This is a genomic window from Rubrobacter tropicus (assembly GCF_011492945.1).
Classification (GTDB): Bacteria; Actinomycetota; Rubrobacteria; order Rubrobacterales; family Rubrobacteraceae; genus Rubrobacter_D; species Rubrobacter_D tropicus.
The window spans coordinates 331,232-349,520 of sequence record NZ_CP045119.1; the positions used below are offsets into that span (position 1 = coordinate 331,232).

An 18,289-nucleotide genomic window follows, 5' to 3' on the forward strand; every position below is an offset into this window, starting at 1 on the left:
CACACGAGGAGGCGGAGAGTGGCGACTGTAAGGGTAGGGGTGCAGATCCAACCGCAGCACGCGGAGTACCGGCAGATGCGCGACGCGTGGCTGAGGGCCGAAGAGATGGGGGTGGACACCCTCTTCAACTGGGACCACTTCTATCCGTTGTACGGGGATCCGGACGGCAAGCACTTCGAGTGCTGGACGCTCTTGGCGGCGATGGCCGAGGCAACCGAGAGGGTCGAGTTCGGGGCGCTCGTGACCTGCAACTCGTACCGCAACCCGAACCTGCTCGCCGACATGGCCAGGACCGTGGACCATATCTCCGGCGGGCGGCTCATACTCGGGATGGGCTCGGGCTGGTTCCAGAAGGACTACGACGAGTACGGCTACGACTTCAAGACCGCGCCCGACCGCCTGCGCGACCTCGACGCGGCGATGCCGGTGATCGAGGAGCGGCTCGGCAAACTAAATCCGCCGCCCACCCGCGAGATCCCGGTCCTCATAGGCGGCGGTGGGGAGAAGGTCACCCTGCGCATCGTCGCCGAGCGCGCCCACATCTGGAACGGCTTCGGCAATCCCGAGCAGGCCGGGCGCAAGAGCGGCATCCTCGACGACTGGTGCGCCAAGGTGGGCCGCGACCCGAACGAGATAGAGCGGTCCATCCTGGGCGACCCGGGCCAGATCATAAAGAACGCCGACGCCTACGTGGAGAACGGCATAACCCACCTGATGCTCGGCTTCACCGGCCCGGACTACGACCTCGACCCGCTAAAGGAACTCGTCTCCTGGCGCGACGGCTACCGCGAGCGCAACCCGGAGGTTCTGGCGGGGTAGGGCGGGTGTTTTCGGGCGGGTTTGAAACCCACCCCTACGCGTCGTGGGGACTCTTTTTGCGGCCGAGGAGCGCGGCCGGGGTCGGGAAAGGAACGGTGCTGACCATCAGGACGCTCGTGGCGGCGAGCGCTGCCAGGATCAGGAGCGGCGGCGGGCCGAGGGCGGCCAGAATGGATATGAAGAGGCCGGCCGGTGGTATGGGGAGGCCGACGAAGCGGTCGGGCCCGCCGACGAGCGGGAAGCGGGCCAGCCTCAGTGCGCCGCAGACGAAGAAGGCCAGGCAACCGGCTATGCCCGCGACCGGCAGGACGTGCAGGACCGCCGCGTAGGCGGCGAAGGCCGGCGCCGCGCCGAAGGAGACGACGTCGGCCAACGAGTCGAGGTTCTTGCCGAACTCGGAGAGCTGGCCTTCCTCGTCGCACCCGTTCCGGGCGATGGCGCCGTCCAGCAGGTCGAGGGCGGCGGCGACCAGGATGAAAGCCGCCGCGTAGAGGAAGTCGTCAGAGGCGGCGAACAGCAGCGCCACAAAGCCGGAGGCAAGGTTGCCGCAGGTGGCGAGGTGGGGGAGGGCCGACCGCACGGTCAGCGGGGCTCCTCGTAACGGGCGAGCGGGGTGAGGCCCGCGCGGATTTTGTCGCCGGGGCCCACCAGCGGCTCGGCGGTTCCGGCCGGGAAGAGGACGTCCGTGCGGCTTCCGAGGTGGATCAGGCCGAGTTTGCCTCCCGACTCTACGCGCTCCCCCGCTTCGACCCACGTGGAGATACGGCGCGCGATGAGGCCGGCTTTCTGGATCACGACGACGGGACCTCGACTGCCGGAGATCTCGATCCTGTTCCTCCGGTTCTCCTCGGAACGCTTGAAGAGCGCCGGGTAGTACCCGCCGCCTATCTCCTCTATCTCTTCTACGGTGCCGCCCACCGGGCTCCGGTTGACGTGGACGTTGTGCAGAGAGAGGAAGGTGCTGATCCTCGTCGCCCTGCCACCCGGCATCGCCGGATCGTAGACCTCGTCCACCTCCCGAACCAGCCCGTCGGCGGCCGCGTAGAGCACGTCGGGCAGGCGGTCGATCTCCCGCTCGGGGTCGCGGAAGAAGGCGAGCATCCCGCCCGCCGCCAGCACGCCGAGCCAACCCGACCGCCTGCCGGCGAGCAGGAGTAAGAGACCCAGGATCAGGGGAACCAGCACGTAAGGCCTGGCCGCCTCCCAGCCGCGCCGGGTCACGAGACCTCGCAGGAGAACAGAACGGCCGGAGGGACGTTCAGGGGGGAGAGGCGGCGCCGGATCTTCGGGAACCGCCGCTCTAGCTCCGGCAGGACCGTCTTCGAGTACTGGAGCACGAGAAAGACCCCGCCTGGCGCGAGGGCCTCGCGGGCGGCGTCCAGGAGGTTCTGCCCGACGGGGGCTGGCAGGGTCGAGAAAGGGAGGCTCGAAACAACGACGTCGGCCTTCTTTCCGAGCGCTCCCAGGTGCCCCAGGACGTTTTCAGCGGAGGCGTTGACCACCTCGAGGCGCCTGTCGGGGAGCCGGCGGGCGACCGCCGCCGCCAGGGCGCCGTCGACCTCGTAGGAGAGAAAGCGGGCGTCGGGGGCGAGGCGTCTCAGGATGCCCTCCGTGTAGACGCCGGTGCCGGCACCGAACTCGACAACGACGTCCGCCGCTCCGAGGTCGGCCATATCGAGCAGGTCTTCCACGGCCCGGCGCGAGGTCGGCCAGACCGCGCCCACCGTCCGCGGGTGCCGGAGCATCGAGAGCCCGAAGAGCACGCGCCTCCTTAGGTCCTCCGCGAAGCCTCTGGGGTTCTCTTTACTCAGGGTCTTGCCTTTCGTGATCCAACCGAACGACCGGCGAAGAGGCAAAAATACAGCCTGGAACGTGCGGGATCAAGCAGATGGGGTGAGACGCTTCGCTGTCTTTCTGTTTCCGCGCGCTTAGAATCAGCGCCGTGTTAGAGAGATGGAGAACTCAAAAAGAGGGCCGGCGCGGCCGCGCCGTCGTCATCGGCGCCGGCATTTCGGGCCTGCTCTTCGCGCGGGTGCTCTCGGAGGCCTTCGACCGCGTAACGGTAGTCGAGCGGGACGCGCTGCCGGAAGGGGCGGTCGCCCGCAAGGGCGTCCCCCAGGCCCGTCACCTGCACAGCCTCGCGGCGCGGGGCTCGCGGATACTGGAGGAGCTCTTCCCCGGTTTCGACGCCGAGCTGGCCGCCGCCGGATGCCCGCTTCTCGACCAGGCCTCGGATGCCGTCACGGAGTTCGCCGCCGGACGCCTGCCGCGCTTCCGCTCGGGCATCACCATGCGAGCCGCCAGCCGCGCCCTCATCGAACGCCGGATCCGCGCCCGCCTCGAAAGGGAGCCCGCGATAGCCTTCTTGCCCGGCCGCGAGGTCGTGGGGCTCCTGCCTGGATCGAAGGGCGTCTCCGGCGTTCGGATGCGCCTCAGGCAAGACGGTTCCGTCGAGAAGCTGGCCGCCGACCTCGTCGTGGACGCGAGCGGCGCGGGCTCCCGGGTGCCGCGCTGGCTGGAGGAGATGGGCCACGAGGCCCCCAAAGAGACGGTGGTGGACGCCCGGCTCGGCTACGCGACCCGCTGGTACAGGGTGCCAAAAGACTTCCCGGGCGACTGGACCGGCGTCGCCGTCCTGCCCGGATGGCCCGAGACCACGCGCGGCGGCACGTTGCGGAGGGTCGAGGGAGACCTGTGGACGGCCGTCCTGATCGGGACCGGCGGAGACTACCCGCCCACCGACCCCGAAGGGTTCGCGTCGTTCGCGAGCTCCCTGCACAGCCCCGTCATCCACGACGCCATTAGGAGCGCCGAACCGGCCTCCCCCGTCTACGGCTACCGCCGCACCGCCAACCGCCTGCGCCACTACGAGAAGGTTGACCTGCCGGAAAACCTCCTCATAGCCGGCGACGCGGCCTGCGTCCTGAACCCCTCCTACGGCCAGGGCATGACCGCCGCAGCCCTCTCCGCGGCGGCGCTGCGCGAATGTTTGAACAAAGGCACGTCGAACCTATCCCGCCGCTTCCAGCGCCGCCAGAGAAGGGCCGTGGCCCCCTGCTGGACGGCCACAACCAACAGCGACGCCCAGTGGGCCACGAAGGGCGTCGAAGACCTGAACCCCGCGCGGCGAGTTTTGTACAGGATCTCCGAGGAGGTGATGAACCTCGCCGTCGAGCGCGAAGACGTGGCCCGCACCCTTCTCGGCGTCAAGAACGTCATCCAACCGCCGGCGGCCCTGCTTCGCCCCGGCATCCTCGTTCCCGCCCTGGCACGCGCCGCGATTCGGACTTCGGCCGACCCCGCCCGACCCCCGGCAGAAGACAGGCTGATAGCCGACCGCTAAAAGCGTAGCCCAAAGGGCGCGGCGTGCCGACTAGCTGATAGCCCGCTCCAGGTCCGCGACGAGGTCCTCTTCGTCCTCGATACCCACCGAGAGCCGGAGGAGGCCATCCGTGACGCCCCGCGCCTCGCGCTGCTCTTTCGGGATCGCTGCGTGGGTCATGCTGGCCGGGTGCGTGATGAGCGACTCGACCCCGCCCAACGACTCGGCGAAGTGGAAGATCTCCGTCTTCTGGACCGCGGCGTGGGCGGCCTCGGTGCCACCCTTGAGGGTGAAGGAGACCATGCCCGAGAAGCCGGACATCTGGCGTTTGGCGAGGTCGTGCTGGGGGTGGGTCGGGAGGCCGGGGTAGTTGACGGTCGCGACCTGCGGGTGGTCTTGCAGGTAGCGGGCCACGGCAAGGGCGTTCTCCTCGTGCTGGCGCATTCGGACGGCGAGGGTCTTCAGTCCCCTCAGCACGATCCAGGAGTCGAAAGGCCCCGGCACGCCGCCCGCGGCGTTCTGGTAGAAGGCCATCCTCTCGCGCAAATCCGAATCCGAAGTTACCGCCGCCCCCCCCACGACGTCGGAGTGGCCGCCCATGTACTTCGTCGTCGAATGGACGACGATGTCCGCGCCCAGCGCCAGAGGTTGCTGGAAGTATGGGGAGGCGAAGGTGTTGTCGACGGCGACGGTCGCCCCGCGCCCGTGGGCCATCTCGGAGAGCAGGGCTATATCCGAGAGCGTGAGCATGGGGTTGGTCGGCGTCTCGATCCAGAGCATCTTCGTCTCGGGGCGGAGGGCCGCCTCGACGGACCCGGGGTCGGTGGTGTCCACGAAGGTGAAGTCGAGGCCGTTTGACTTCTGGAGCACCTTGTCGAAGAGGCGGTAGGAGCCGCCGTAGAGGTCGTCGCCCGCCACCACGTGGTCGCCGGGGGAGAGGAGGCTCATCACGGCGGTCGTGGCCGCGAGGCCGGAGGCGAAGGCCAGGCCGTGTTCGGCGCCTTCGAGGGCTGCTACGCACTGCTCCAGAGCGCTTCGGGTCGGGTTGCCGGTTCGGCTGTACTCGTAGCCCTTGTGCCGGCCCGGGGCCTCCTGGGTGTAGGTGGAGGTCTGGTAGATCGGGACGATGGTTGCCCCCGTCGACCGGTCCGGCTCCTGCCCGGCGTGGATCGCCCTGGTGGCGAAACCTTTCTCCCTGTCGCTCATTCGCCCTCCCCGAAGACGCGGTACGGCTTGTCGAGATCCTCCTGCGTGGCCGACGAGTTGGCGAGCACCCACCCGTCGTCGAAGACCTTGGAGACGTAGTTGCGGCCGGTGTCCGGCAGCAGCACCACGACCACGGCGTCCTCCGGCAAGCCCTTTGCCGCCCTGATGGCGCCCACAGCCGCCATGCCGCAGGAGCCGCCGACGAAGAGGCCCTCCTCGGACATCAGGCGGCGGGTCATGAGGAAAGACTCGCGGTCGTCTACCTGTATGACCTCGTCCACGACCGATCCGTCGTGGTTCTCGGGGTAGAAGTCCTCCCCCACGCCCTCGACGGCGTAGGAGTGGACGTTGTCTGGATCGGAGAAGATGGAGCCCTCCGGGTCCACGCCGACGACCTTTACCTCCGGGTTCTGCTCCTTGAGGTATCTTGCGGTCCCGGTGATGGTGCCGCAGGTTCCCATCCCGGCCACGAAGTGCGTGATGCGGCCCGCCGTCTGGCGCCAGAGCTCGGGGCCGGTCGTCTCGTAGTGGGCCAGAGGGTTCGCCGGGTTCTCGTACTGGCCCGGCTTGTAGCCGCCCGGTGTCTCGTTCGCGAGCCTCTCGGCGACCTTGTAGTAGCTCTCCGGGTCGTCGGGCGGCGCCGAAGGCGTCACGACCACCTCGGCGCCCAGGGCCTTCAGGAGGTCCTGCTTCTCCTTGCTCGCCTTCTCGGGCATCACGCAGATGCACCTGTAGCCCTTGACGGCGGCCGCGAGCGCGAGCCCGGCGCCCGTGTTGCCGCTCGTCGGCTCGACGACGGTCCCGCCGGGCTTCAGCAGGCCCCTTTCCTCGGCCACCTCGAGCATCTTCAGGGCCGGCCTGTCCTTCACCGAGCCGCCCGGGTTCATGTACTCGACCTTTGCGAGGAGGGTGGCCCCGATCCCCTCGTCCCGCGCCACGCGTCCGAGCCGCACCAGCGGCGTGTTTCCCACTACTTCCAGCACGTTCTCGTAAAACTCCATAGGCTCTGTTTTCATGCCGGTAATGTACCATCCTGCCCCATCCGGGCGCCTGTATAATCCCCGCCCATGGAGACCATCTGGAAGAGCGAACGCGTACCCGGCGAGCCCGGGATCTCCGTAAACCGCGCCGGAGACGGCCCGGACCCCGTCATCTGCCTGCACGGCATAACGGCCCAGCACCGCGCCTTCACCGCGGCCGCGCGGCGCGTAGGACCCGTCCGCGGCCTCGCCGGGGTGGACCTCCGCGGGCGCGGCGACTCGGACAAGCCGGACTCCGGCTACGGCCTCGAGGCCCACGCCAACGACGTCGTCCGCGTCCTCGATCATCTCGGCCTCGAACAGGCCACCATGGCCGGGCACTCCATGGGCGCCTTCGTCGCCATAAAGACGGCCCTGATGTTCCCAGGCCGCGTCCGCGCCCTCGTCCTCCTGGACGGCGGCTGGCCCCGGACGGAGGTGCCACTCCAAGAAGACATGACCGAAGAACAACGGCGCGAGGCGGAGGCGATCCGCGAGGGCCTCGCCCGCGCCTTCTCCCGCCTCGACATGGTCTTCGAGACCCCGGACGACTACCTGAACTTCTGGTTCCCCGACCAGAACCTCACCATGAAGGACCTCCCGCCCGACCTCGCCGACTACTACCGCTACGACCTGCAAAAGGTGGAGGGCGGCTACAACCCGAAATGTTCTTCGGAGGCCGCGAAACAGGACTCGCCCTCCGTCACCAAAACCAGCCCGACCATCGAGGAGATGCGTGCCGTAGGATGCCCCGTCGCCCTCGTCCGCGCCTCGGAGGGTTTCTTCCCCGGCAGCCGGCCGCTCATCCCCGACGAGACCCGCGACGCAATGGCCGGGGCGCTCGACATCCGCGCCGAGATGGTCCTGCCAGGCGCCAACCACTACACGATGATGTGGCCACCGTACACACGGCAGTGGGATGACCTTCTCCGTTCGGATGAGTGGTACCGCTAAGGACGTGCGCTTCGCGCTCGTAGAGTCTGCCTACGGGTTTTCGGAAGGGCGGCGAAGGTCAGATCCCTGCACCTTCTTCGCGAAGGCAACGACCGAAGAGCAGGAGGCCGGCACCCGGATCGAGTGCGTGAGTTATGACGATGGGGATATTCGAAAGCGCGTGCCCCGAACAGACGACGATTGTGGTTTCTCTGCGGATACGGTTGCCCGGGCTCATAGCCTTCCCGGAAGCGGCGTGAGAGCTGGCTCGCCGGCCGAGTAGCTCGGGGAAGGAGCGAAGTACGGCTGCCCCCGGAAGCCGCCACGCTCGGGGACGGTGTTCCTTCGTCGGGGGACCCGTTTCGCCCGCCGCGCGACGCTTCGCCTCCGCACTCGGTGGTGTGGGTGTGCTGTTCTGGCGGATGCTGCAGCCGAAAGGGTGCGTTCGGCGCGGGTTAGCTAGCGCCCTTCGACAGCTCCTGTTCGAGCGCCGCGCGGACGCGCTCGTACTCTGCCTCTAGTCGAGAAAGCAGGCTCGGAGCGGCCGAAACGTCATTAGAACGGCCCATCCCCTCGAGCTCTCCGCAAATAGCCTCCATCGCCACGGCCCCCATGTTCGCGCAGCTTCCTCTCAGGGTGTGCGCGACCCGCTCGACGGGGCGGGCATCCCCGGCTTCCACGGCGTCTCGCAGGGCCACGAGCTGCGGCGCTACGCTGGCCAGGAACAACTCGGTCAGTTCGCCGAGGATGTCTGGCTCGCCCTCCACCTGCAGCTCTCGCAGGCCCGCGAGTACGCCCCGGTCCAACGGACCTTGCTCCGAGTCCTTCCCGGCAGAGGCGTCATCAACCGCGGCGGCCTCGACTCCCGGGTCTCCTTCCTCGGGGACCCACCGTTCAAGTACCTTCAGGAGTTCCTCGGATTTCACAGGCTTCGGGACGTAGTCGTCCATACCGGAGGCCAGCGCCTTCTCCTTGTCGCCTTGCATCGCGTTCGCGGTCATGGCGATGATGGAAGTGTGACGACCGACGCTCTCTCGGCTCCGGATCTCGGCGGTCGCCTCGTAGCCGTCCATCTCCGGCATCTGCACGTCCATAAGCACGGCCGCGTATGAACGGCGGGAGAGCGCTTCGAGCGCTTCCAGACCGTTCGCGACCACGTCGGTCTTGTAGCCCAGCTTCTCGAGCATCCTTACCGCGACCTTCTGGTTCACCGGGTTGTCCTCCGCGACGAGCACGTGGGCCCGCCAGGGCCGTCCGAGGGAACGGAGATTCGCATCGTCTGATCGGGCGGCGATGGACGCTTTGTGCGGCGGGGCCGAAGTCGTGTCCGCTGGGCGGCCCATCGCCGTTGCGATGGCGTCGTAGAGCTTGGACTGCCTCGCCGGCTTTGCGAGGTAGGCCGAGAAGCCCGCATCTAAGGCCTGCTCCGCTACGCCACGCAAGTTGACAGAAGTGAGTAGTATGAGTCGGGTGGAGGCTATCGCTGGATCGGCCTTTATCGTGCGGGCGAGCTCTATGCCGTCCATGCCCGGCATGGCCAGGTCGAGGACCGCCAGTTCGTAAGGCTCGTTCCGCCGTGCGGCGTCTCTCAGGATCGTTAGGGCGCTCGGGCCGTCTTCGGCCGCACCGTTCTTCATGTCCCAAGAGACGACTTGCTGGTGCACTACTCTGCGGTTGGTCTCGTTGTCGTCGACGACCAGGATCTTTAGGCCGCCCAGATCAGCGTATCGATTCCGAACGGTCCGGGCGCCGAGCGGCGACCTTTCCAGGTGCGCGGTGAACCAGAAGGTGCTCCCCCTGCCCGGTTGGCTCTCCACCCCGATCTCTCCCCCCATAAGCTCCACCAGCTGCCTGGAGATGGCGAGGCCGAGGCCCGTGCCGCCGAAGCGGCGCGTCGTGGAGGCGTCCGCCTGGGTGAAAGGCTGGAACAGGCGCGCTTGCTGCTCTTCGCTCATCCCTATGCCCGTGTCCTCTACCTCGAATCGGGCCGTCACCGTTCGGGAGGTTTCCTCGGCCATCTCGACGCGCAGGATCACCTCTCCCCGCTCGGTGAACTTTATGGCGTTGCCGATCAGGTTGATCAAAACCTGCCTCAGGCGTCCGGGGTCGCCCCTGAGGGCCGTCGGCATCCCGGGGTCGACCAGGCTCGCCAGTTCCAGGCCCTTGGCGTGAGCCCGCTCGGCGAGCAAGCTCATTGTCTCCCCGACCGTGGCCTCCAGGTCGAAGTCGAGCTTCTCGAAGTCCATGCTCCCGGCCTCGATCTTGGAGAAGTCCAGGATGTCGTTGATGATGACCAGCAGGTTCTCGGTCGACGCCCTCACCGTCTCGGTGTACTCGCGCTGCTCCGCGTCGAGCGGCGTGTCCAGGAGGAGCTCGGTCATGCCTATGACGCCGTTCATGGGGGTGCGAATCTCGTGGGACATGTTCGCCAGAAACTCGCTCTTGGCCTTGTTGGCCGCCTCGGCCTCGTTTCTGGCCACCTTCAGCTCGTCGATGACGGCTTCTAGCTGCGAGGTACGTTCCTCGACCCGTTCTTCGAGTCCCTCGTTGAGGTGGCGGATCTCCGCCGCGGCCCGCTCGTTGTTGCGCATGAGGCCCATCATGCGGAACAGCACCAGCAAAAAAAGCACGACCGAGCCCCCCGCGATCACGGGCACGCTCAGCGGCGCCCCCCGCGCCGCCTGGACCGCGAGCAGCCCGGGGGCCGTCAGGGAGGCCGCCGCGAGTAGCGCGAGGCGTCGACGCGTGAGCCTGGTCTCGGGATCCGGCGCGACGCCGTCGGAGAGATCCACCATCGACGGGTGCAACGCGGCGGTACCCAGAAAAACCAGGAAGAGCATCTCGAGGGCGTCGACCGGGGTTCCGGTTTCGTAGGTGCCCGCCAGCGTCGACACGGTGTAGGCGGCGTCGAAAGCCAGCGTGCACGACACACCCGCGACCAGCGGGTAGTAGGCGAACGGGCGTTCGCCGGAGACGAGCAACATCCGCACCACGAAGGCGAGCAGCAGAACGTCCATGAGCGGGTAGGTCACGGAGACGAGTTGCTCGAGCCGGGTGAGCGACTGGTCCTCGAAGAACGGCCGCATCAAGAAGACCCACGCGATAACCCCCACGCCCACGGCGACGATTATGGGATCGATGACGCTGGCCCTGTCGCGAACGAACCTGCGCTGCTGGAAAAGCAGCAGGGCGCCGGCCGCGCAAGGGTAGCTGGCGATGAGCAACGCGTCGGCCAGGGAAGGAAACGGGGTCCTCCCCAGGGTGACCTCGTAGTAGACGAACGTCACGATGCCGAGGACGAAGAACAGCGTGCCGAGGGTGAAGAGGTACCAGGGCAGCGGACGCTTCGGCCGGTGCATGAGGATGCCGGCCACGAACGCCCCCAGCGCCGCCAGGTTGAAGAGCGGGCGGAGGGTGTCCTGCGCGGCCGGTGACGGGAGGAAAAAGTACGCGACCGTCGCGAGAGCGCCCACGATCAGGTAGACGAGCCACGCCCGCGACCGCCCCCCCTCACTCTTCCACGCGCTGATCATGCTTGAGTCGGGCGCCCTTCGGCTCCGAGAAAGAAGGACGGCATAGACTCTATCTCTCCTTCGGCGGCCCGGCTGCCTCCCCGTGAGTGAGGTCCGTGGCTTTGTGCCCCCGCCTCGCGGCGGGTTTACCTTTTCCAGGACGCCCGACATTGTACATCGTGGCCGGGGGTCGCGCCGTGCGACACGCGGGTGTTTGTGGCGACATGGGGTCATGGTACGCCAAGTAGCTTGGTTCGCACGGTAAGTGGCCGGTTACGTGAACGCGGCAAGCATCCTCCCGAAAGGCTCGTGCTATTCTTCATGCGAAAGGCCGCGCGTGCGGGAAGCGGGGGCCGCTTGCTGTACGCCGCGGCAGCGCTCGCGTGACGCGGACAAACTATCCTGGAGGGGGAACATGGTGCTGCACAAAGGCGGCCGTCAAGAGGTGCCCGACGACCTCCGCCCGCCCTTTCCCGACGACGAGGTCGAGCCCGACACCCTGATAGATCTGCTCGTGCACAGGGCGTCGCACCAGGCCAGGGACCAAGCTTTCATGTTCCTGGAGGATGGGGAATCCGCGGGGGACTTCGTGGATTACGCGGGTTTGGACGGGCGGGCCCGGGACGTGGCCGCGAGGCTGCAAGCTCTGGGGGTCGAGACCGGGGAGCGTGTCCTCCTGTTCTACCCCCCTGGCCTTGACTACGCCGCCGCGTTCCTCGGTTGCCTGTACGCCGGGGTGGTGGCCGTGCCCGCCTACCCGCCGCGGCTCAACCGCCCCATATCCAGGCTGCGCTCCATCGCCACGGACTCGGGCGCGACCGTGGCGCTTGCCCCCTCTCCCGTCCTGTCCAACCTGGAGAAGCGGCTCGCGCACGCCCCGGAGATGAGGTCGCTGCGTTGGCTGTCCACCGACGACGGCGAAGACCGGGCCGAAGCGTGGCGCCGGCCCGAGGTGGACGCCGATACGCTTGCTTTTCTGCAGTACACGTCGGGTTCTACTTCCTCGCCCAAAGGAGTAATGGTCACCCACGGCAACCTGCTGCACAACCTGGCCCTGATCTACCACGGTTTCGGGCACTCGGCGGGCAGCCACATGGTGAGTTGGCTGCCCCCCTACCACGATATGGGGCTGATCGTCGGGATACTGCAGCCGCTCTACGGGGGCTTCCCGGCCACCCTCATGCCGCCCGCCTCCTTTATGCAGCGACCCCTTGGCTGGCTGCGGGCCATCTCCCGTACGGGGGCCGACAGCGCCGGCGCGCCCAACTTTGCCTACGACCTCTGCGCCCGTGTGATCACCCCCGAAGAGCGGGCGACCCTGGACCTCAGCGGCTGGAAGTTGGCCTTCAGCGGGGCCGAGCCCATCCGGCGGGAGACCCTGGAGCGGTTCGCGGAGGCCTTCGCGCCCTGCGGTTTTCGATGGGAGGCGTTCTACCCGGCCTACGGCCTCGCGGAGGCGACCGTGTTCGTGTCGGGGGGAAGGAGGCAAGATCCGCCCGTGGTGCTCCCCCTCGAAGGGGCTGAGCTCGAGCGGGATCGGGTGGCCGTCGCCGCGTCGGATGGAGGCCAGCGTTCGATCGTGGGCTGCGGGCGCGCTCCGGCCGACCAGGAGATCGTCGTGGTCGATCCCAAAACCCTGACCGTCTGCCCGCCCGACCGCGTGGGAGAGGTGTGGGTGTCGGGTCCCAGCGTCGCCCAAGGGTACTGGGGGCGGCCCGAGGAGACGAAGGACACGTTCGGGGCTTACCTGGCGGATACGGGCGAAGGGACCTTCTTGCGGACCGGCGACCTGGGGTTCTTGCACCACGGGGAGCTCTTCATCACGGGGCGGCTCAACGACCTCATCATCGTCCGTGGACGCAACCACTACCCGCAAGACATAGAGCTTACGGCGGAGCAGAGCCACGCGGCCCTCCGTCCGGACTGCAGCGCCGCTTTCTCCGTGGACATCGACGGGGACGAGCGCCTGGTGATCGTCCACGAGCTGGAACGCAGCCACGTGAAGAACGTGGATGCCGACGAGGTGGCCGCGGCCGTGCGCAGCGCGGTGGCGGATCTTCACGAGTTGGAGGCCCACACCATCGTCCTGGTCAGGACCGGGAGCATACCCAAAACATCCAGCGGCAAGATCCAGCGCCGCGCGACCCGGGCCGCCTACCTGGAAGGCTCCCTGCCCGTCGTGGCCACAGACGAACTGTCTGACGACGCGGGTCGGCAAGACACCGAAGAGGAGGGAGATCCGGTCGCGCCCGAGGTTGCCGGCGAAGCAGATCGCGTACTGGACACGGTCGGCGATTTCGTCCGACGAAGGGGACGAACGGAGCCCGTGCGGCCCTCCGACTCCCTGCGGGGGGATCTGGGGCTCGACTCGCTGGCGATAGCAGAGATGCTTATGGACTTGGAGTCCGCCTTCGAGGTGCGGATGGGCGATTCGGTTATCGCCGACTCGCGAACGGCGGAAGACGTAGTCGGCGAGGTGCTCAGGGCCCGCCAGACGGACGCGGGGGGGCCGTCGGAGAGCGACGGGATCGCCGGGCTGCAGGAACGAATATTCCGCCAGATCCCCCAACTCGGCGCGGTCGTGAACGAGCAGGACGGTCGGAGCGTCAAGATCGGGGGGCGGTGGTGCGCTGATTTCGCGTCCGCGAACTACCTGGGTCTGGACCTGCACCCGGAGGTTCTGGCTGCGATCCCCGATGCGATAAGACGCTGGGGCGTGCACCCGAGTTGGACGCGGGCCGTGGCCTCACCGCAGATCTACGACGACCTGGAGCGGGAGCTCGCCGACTTCGTCGGTGTCCCGGACGTACTGGTGTTCCCGACGATCACCCTCCTACACAGCGGCGTCTTGCCCGTCCTTGCGGGCGCGGACGGCCTCATTCTCCTGGACCGGGCCGTGCACACCTCCATGCAGGAGGCGGCCTACCTCGCCAAAGCCCGGGGCACGGCCGTGGACTGGTTTGACCATAACGACCCCCAGGACCTCGAACGGGTGCTGGAACTCCACCGAGGGCGGCCACGAAAGATAATAGCCGTGGACGGTGTCTACTCGATGTCCGGTGCGTATCCCCCCCTGCCGGAGTTCGCGAGGCTGGCACGCAAGCACGAAGCCAGGGTGTACGTGGATGATGCCCACGGTATCGGCGTGGTTGGCGAAAACCCCACGCCTGACAACCCGTACGGGGATTGGGGCAACGGCATCGTCCGCCACCTCGGTCTGCGCTACGGCAGGGAGATAGTCTACGTCGGCGGCATGTCGAAGGCGTTCTCTTCGATGGCCGCTTTCGTCAGCTGCTCGGACGAGGACGAGAAGCGTCGTCTGGCCATGGCCTCGACGGCGGTCTTCTCCGGGCCTTGTCCCACGGCGAGCCTGGCGAGCGCCCTTGCGGGCCTCAAGATCTCGCGGAGGGATGAGGGATCCGCCATACGCCGTCGCCTGTTGCGCCTTACCAGAGATCTGGTCGACGGGGCTCGCGCGCTGGGCTTCGCCGTCGACAACAACGAAAGGTTTCCGCTCGTCGGCGTGAGGATCGGCGACGTGGACGCCGTCATCAGAGCCTGCAACGTCCTGTGGGACCACGGTATCCTCTTGACGCCCGCCTTGTACCCCGCGGTGCCCATGGACCGCGGCGCACTGCGCTTCACGGTCACCGCAGCCAACACTGAAGAGCAGGTCCAGCGGGCGATCGAAGGTCTGCGGAGGGTTCGCGAAGAGGTATTCCCGCACGGGCATCCTTCAGCGCTCGCCGCGTCGGCGGAGTAAACGGCCGGGCCGCTCCTTGTCGAGAACGTCTCCTCGACCCGCACCCAAGGGCGGGCCAAGGCGCGGCCCAAGGCCATTGCCGGCGTCGGCTACAGAGCGATCCGCCGGCAAACCTCTCCACGATGATGTGGGAGCCGAATGCCACCAGGTGGGTTATCTTCTTGCGCTCGGATGATTGGACTCAGTGAACGTTCGACAGTCCTGTTTACGCAGCCCCTGACGCCCGAAGCCTACTCTTTAGTTTTCGGGCGAGGGTGGCGCGAGCTTGCCGCTTCCTTCTTCGATCTGGCGCCGGATGGATTCGAGGGTTGCGGCGAGTGACTCTTCGAGAAGGTTGCGGTCGTCGCTGGACTCCTCCTGGATCTCACCTTCTACGGACCGCGGGCCGAAGGAGAGGTGGACGGTTACCTCGCTCTGGCCGTCTCCTTTCCCGGACACCTCCAGCCGGCCCGAGTAGTCCCGGCCGGTCTCGGCGCCCCAGCGCATCGTGCGGGCGTCGGCGTCCACGTCGAAGTAGCCCTCGCTCTCGAACTCTCCTCTGTCCGGGATCTCGACGTGCATCCGCACCTTTTCACCGGGGTTGTCTCCCGCCGATGCCCCGTCGATGCCTGCGTCTTTTATGGGCGGCAGGTACTTCGGGAGGTTCTCGACGTCGGAGACCCAGGCGAACACCTCGTTCGCGGGGGCGGCTATCGTCTCGCTCTGCTCGTACTCTCGCACCCCGTCCTCCTAAACCCTTGTCGCCCTGTCCGTCAACGCGTCGCCTTCTTTGCCGAGCAAGACGCCGAGTTGCGAGAGTTTGCGGCCTACCTGCTCTCCGACCTCGGCGCCGGCCACCCGCTCGACCTGGTCCCCCAAAGACATCAGCAACGCGCCGACGCTTACGGGGTCGAAACCGTCGGGGTCCAACTGGGCCTTCAACTCGGAGAGGGTCTCCGCCACCGCGCTCAGGCCCGGGTCGCCGGAGGCCGCGAGCCTCTCCTGCCAGGCGGATATCTCGGGCAACGCCGCCGACACGCCCAGGCGCACCACGCCTTCTCCCAGCGAAGCCACCGTAAGGTCCAGCGCGCCGCCGATGTCGTTCTCCGCCACTCTCGTCTCCTCATCGCCAACGGATACCGTCGCGAACCATTGTGCCCCGCGGGATCGCCCCGGCACTGTGGCAGAGAACACCCGGAGCAAGAGAAAGGCGGGACCCGAAGGGCCCAGCCCGCTCTGGACGCCACGGGTTTCGTTTGGCGCTACTCCTTGCGGGGGGTGGGACGGGCGGTCGGCCTGTCCTCGGCGGAGCCGTCCTGCCGCTCTATCTTTTCGCGGGCTTCGCCCCTACGGGCGTAGGCGCTCTCGACTATGTCCTGGGCCACGTTGCGGGCGCCCCAGCCGAAGGCTATGGCCGCGGCGAGGGCGACGGCGCCGAGCACTATCAGGAACGTGGGGGCGGTGAGCTGGACCGCGATCCCGAGCTGCGTCAGCGCCGCGAAGATCGCGTACACCATGATCGCCGCCTGCGCCACGGTGCCGAGCACGTCGATACCGGTGGCCCCGCGCACCAGCCCGGCGACGAACTGGGCCAGAAGGCCGGCCAGTACCAGGATCAGGACGGCCGCTATGATGTTCGGGATGTAGGCGATGAGCTGGCTGAAGACCGCCGAGACCTGCTGGATGCCCAGGGCGTCCGTCGCCATCGTGATCGCGATGATGAACACGAACCAGAAGACCAGCTTGCCCAGAATGGTCGCCGGCGTCTGCCTGGTGTCGGCCCTGTCGAAGTACTGCTTTATGCCGCTGCGCTCCATCCAACCGTCGAAGCCTATGCTCTTCAAGACCCGGCTGACGACGGCCTGCAGGATCTTGGCCACGACGTAGCCGATGATCAGTATGATTATCGCGCCGATGAGCTGAGGAATGAAGGCGAAGAAGGCGTTCAACCCCTGGGACAGGGACTGGGTTACTGACTGCATTCGTTTGTTTCCTTTTTCTGTTCTTGTCTACGCAACAGCGAGGGCGGCGGGGTCTCGAAGACCCCGCCGCCCCTGTGACGAATCCTTGTTACGGTCGCGCCTGGCCGGTCTTCGCGCCCTTGGACCCGCCGAGGGCCCCGCCGAGGAACGGCGCGAGGAGCACGAGGATGCCGCCTATTATGGCCGCGATGCCGAGCCCCTCGGGCACGCTCGTCGGGATCGCCTGCGTGAGGCCCGGCGGTACCGCGCTTGCGAGGGCGTCACCGAAGACCCCACCGAGCACGCCGCCCGCGACGGCGAAGATTATCGCGACGATGAGGGCGAGGAGGGCCACCAATAGGCCGTGCTTGGCCCCTGAACGGCTCGCCATCCTGCCGGCCACGTAACCGCCGATCAGGAACGCCAGGAACAGGGTGATCACGGCTCCCACGATGCTGGATATGCCGCCCCCGGATGCCCCGAGACCTAAAGCCGCGATGAGCCCGCCCACGATGGCGCCGACGATGCCGGTGAGGATGAACCCGGCACCAAGCGCCGCGAGCCAGCCGAAGACGACGCTGGTCCAACTCGTGCCCAGCTCGCTCTCCCTGCGCTTCCGATCCGCCTCGTGGTCCCGGCGTGCCTCGCCCACCCTGCGCGGGCCGGACTCCGTCCCTCCGCCGGAGCGCGCGTCGTGCTCGTCCACCTTCGGCGCGTTCTGGTTTCCTCTGTCTCTGTCGGTCATTCTCGTGCCTCCTGGTTCGCGAATCGTCGTTACGACGGGGTCTCGGCCTGGGCCATGGTGCGGTCGTAGAGGAACGCCGCCAGCACGCCGCCGATGATCGGGCCCAGGATGTAGAGCCACGCGCTCGTCAGGTCGCCCGCCACGAGCATCGGCCCGAGCGCCCGCACGGGGTTGACCGCGCCGCCGGTAACGGGCCCCGCTATGAAGACCCCGACGGCGAGCGCGAAGCCCACCGCGATCGGGGCTATGGGCGCCGGCGCCCTGTCGTCCGTCGCTACCGCCATTACCACGAAGACGAGGATGAAGGTTATGAGTATCTCCAGAAGGAAAGCCTGGAGATCCCCGACCCCCTGCGCCGGGTAGGTCGCGGCCAGCTTCGCCTCGACCCTGCCGGGCCCGCCGAACGCGAGCCAGGTGCCCAAAGCGCCGAGCACGGCCCCGACGAGCTGCGCCCCGATGTAGAAGGGCACGGACTTCCACGGGAACTTGCCCGTGGCGGCCATGCCCAGCGTTACGGCGGGGTTGACGTGGGCGCCCGAGACGTGGCCCACGGCGGCCACCACCGCCGCAAGCGCGAGGCCGAAGGCGAGGGCTATCGCCAGCGAGTCGTAGGCGGCGCCCGCCGTCGGGAGGTTCAGGATGGCGCCGACGGCGACGGCCGTACCGCCGAAGACCAGGATGAAGGTGCCGACGAGCTCGGCCAGAGCGGCGCCGAAGATCGGGTCGCTCGTGCTGCTGCCGTAGAGGCCGTCGCCCTTGAGCTCCTCTTCCCTCTCGATGAGCGCCTCTTTGGCGGCGCGGCGCATCTCTTCCCTGGTGGTGCGATCTCCGCCCGCTCCTGCCGCGCCGCTGCCCGTCCGGGCCTCACCCGGCGCGCGGCGCCGGACGTCCGGGGATGGATCGTACCTCTCCCCATTCTCCCCGTCGGTGGCGAGGCGCGAGGCCTCCGCACGCCGCAACTCTTCTCGTCTGTTTCCTTCTGAATCCAAACGTCCGTCCCCCTTCGGTGGTCTTGGTCGTGTTTTCGGTC

General features: G+C 67.6%; 14 protein-coding genes, 1 pseudogene and 1 riboswitch. Of the genes and pseudogenes, 4 read left to right on the forward strand and 11 right to left on the reverse strand.

All coding sequences use genetic code 11. The features are described from left to right. The first annotated feature begins 18 nt into the window (after window positions 1-18). A complete protein-coding gene (locus GBA63_RS01485; RefSeq protein WP_166172818.1) occupies window positions 19-819 on the forward strand; it encodes an LLM class F420-dependent oxidoreductase in 801 nt (266 codons plus the stop codon). 34 nt (window positions 820-853) lie between these two features. Here GBA63_RS01485 and pssA read toward each other — a convergent pair whose 3' ends face one another. Genes pssA through GBA63_RS01500 form a run of 3 tightly spaced genes read right to left on the reverse strand, consistent with a single transcriptional unit; the run spans window position 854 to window position 2,582 of the window. After that, entirely contained in the window at window positions 854-1,399 is a 546-nt protein-coding gene (pssA, locus tag GBA63_RS01490; protein ID WP_166172820.1) for a CDP-diacylglycerol--serine O-phosphatidyltransferase, read from the reverse strand. A 2-nt stretch (window positions 1,400-1,401) separates the two neighbouring features. Continuing rightward, complete coding sequence (locus GBA63_RS01495; protein WP_166172822.1) at window positions 1,402-2,040, reverse strand: phosphatidylserine decarboxylase; 639 nt, start codon at window positions 2,038-2,040, stop codon at window positions 1,402-1,404. After that, window positions 2,037-2,582, reverse strand: a complete 546-nt coding sequence (locus tag GBA63_RS01500) for a class I SAM-dependent methyltransferase (RefSeq protein WP_228282258.1) — start codon at window positions 2,580-2,582, stop codon at window positions 2,037-2,039. Before GBA63_RS01500 ends, GBA63_RS01495 begins: the two co-directional genes overlap by 4 nt. Window positions 2,583-2,761: 179 nt before the next feature. On the opposite strand from GBA63_RS01500, the gene GBA63_RS01505 reads away from it, so the two are divergent. Continuing rightward, complete coding sequence (locus tag GBA63_RS01505) at window positions 2,762-4,162, forward strand: FAD-dependent oxidoreductase (RefSeq protein ID WP_166172824.1); 1,401 nt, start codon at window positions 2,762-2,764, stop codon at window positions 4,160-4,162. A gap of 30 nt (window positions 4,163-4,192) precedes the next feature. On the opposite strand, the gene GBA63_RS01510 is transcribed toward GBA63_RS01505, so the two are convergent. Both GBA63_RS01510 and GBA63_RS01515 read right to left on the reverse strand, forming a co-directional pair. Then, window positions 4,193-5,347 (reverse strand): cystathionine gamma-synthase, encoded by a 1,155-nt coding sequence (locus tag GBA63_RS01510; RefSeq protein ID WP_166172826.1) that lies wholly within the window; start codon window positions 5,345-5,347, stop codon window positions 4,193-4,195. 65 nt (window positions 5,348-5,412) lie between these two features. Further along, window positions 5,413-6,348 (reverse strand): annotated as a pseudogene (locus GBA63_RS01515) (PLP-dependent cysteine synthase family protein); the annotation flags it as partial. A gap of 66 nt (window positions 6,349-6,414) precedes the next feature. Here GBA63_RS01515 and GBA63_RS01520 point away from each other — a divergent pair. Then, window positions 6,415-7,320 carry an alpha/beta fold hydrolase gene (locus GBA63_RS01520; RefSeq protein ID WP_166172828.1) on the forward strand — a complete coding sequence of 302 codons (906 nt, stop codon included), beginning with the start codon at window positions 6,415-6,417 and terminating at the stop codon, window positions 7,318-7,320. 434 nt (window positions 7,321-7,754) lie between these two features. Here the strand turns inward: GBA63_RS01520 and GBA63_RS01525 are convergent, their stop codons facing one another. Further along, on the reverse strand, window positions 7,755-10,832 hold the full coding sequence (locus tag GBA63_RS01525; RefSeq protein ID WP_166172830.1) for a response regulator: 3,078 nt from the start codon (window positions 10,830-10,832) through the stop codon (window positions 7,755-7,757). 59 nt (window positions 10,833-10,891) lie between these two features. Further along, window positions 10,892-10,972: riboswitch (cyclic di-GMP riboswitch) on the reverse strand. Window positions 10,973-11,226: 254 nt separating this feature from the next. On the opposite strand from GBA63_RS01525, the gene GBA63_RS01530 reads away from it, so the two are divergent. Beyond that, window positions 11,227-14,574 (forward strand): aminotransferase class I/II-fold pyridoxal phosphate-dependent enzyme, encoded by a 3,348-nt coding sequence (locus tag GBA63_RS01530; RefSeq protein WP_166172832.1) that lies wholly within the window; start codon window positions 11,227-11,229, stop codon window positions 14,572-14,574. Between the two features lie 237 nt (window positions 14,575-14,811). Here the strand turns inward: GBA63_RS01530 and GBA63_RS01535 are convergent, their stop codons facing one another. The 5 genes from GBA63_RS01535 to GBA63_RS01555 form a co-directional block, all read right to left on the reverse strand. Further along, the gene (locus GBA63_RS01535; protein WP_166172834.1) at window positions 14,812-15,294 is read right to left on the reverse strand and encodes an SRPBCC family protein; all 483 of its coding nucleotides are present in this window, start codon (window positions 15,292-15,294) and stop codon (window positions 14,812-14,814) included. Window positions 15,295-15,303: 9 nt separating this feature from the next. Then, on the reverse strand, window positions 15,304-15,666 hold the full coding sequence (locus GBA63_RS01540; RefSeq protein WP_166172836.1) for a hypothetical protein: 363 nt from the start codon (window positions 15,664-15,666) through the stop codon (window positions 15,304-15,306). A gap of 149 nt (window positions 15,667-15,815) precedes the next feature. Next, window positions 15,816-16,535: a mechanosensitive ion channel family protein gene (locus GBA63_RS01545; protein WP_166172838.1), complete on the reverse strand. Its 720-nt coding sequence runs from the start codon at window positions 16,533-16,535 to the stop codon at window positions 15,816-15,818. Window positions 16,536-16,623: 88 nt separating this feature from the next. Beyond that, window positions 16,624-17,259: a hypothetical protein gene (locus GBA63_RS01550; RefSeq protein WP_166172840.1), complete on the reverse strand. Its 636-nt coding sequence runs from the start codon at window positions 17,257-17,259 to the stop codon at window positions 16,624-16,626. A gap of 29 nt (window positions 17,260-17,288) precedes the next feature. Then, a complete protein-coding gene (locus tag GBA63_RS01555; RefSeq protein WP_207957015.1) occupies window positions 17,289-18,248 on the reverse strand; it encodes an MIP/aquaporin family protein in 960 nt (319 codons plus the stop codon). Window positions 18,249-18,289: the final 41 nt, after the last annotated feature.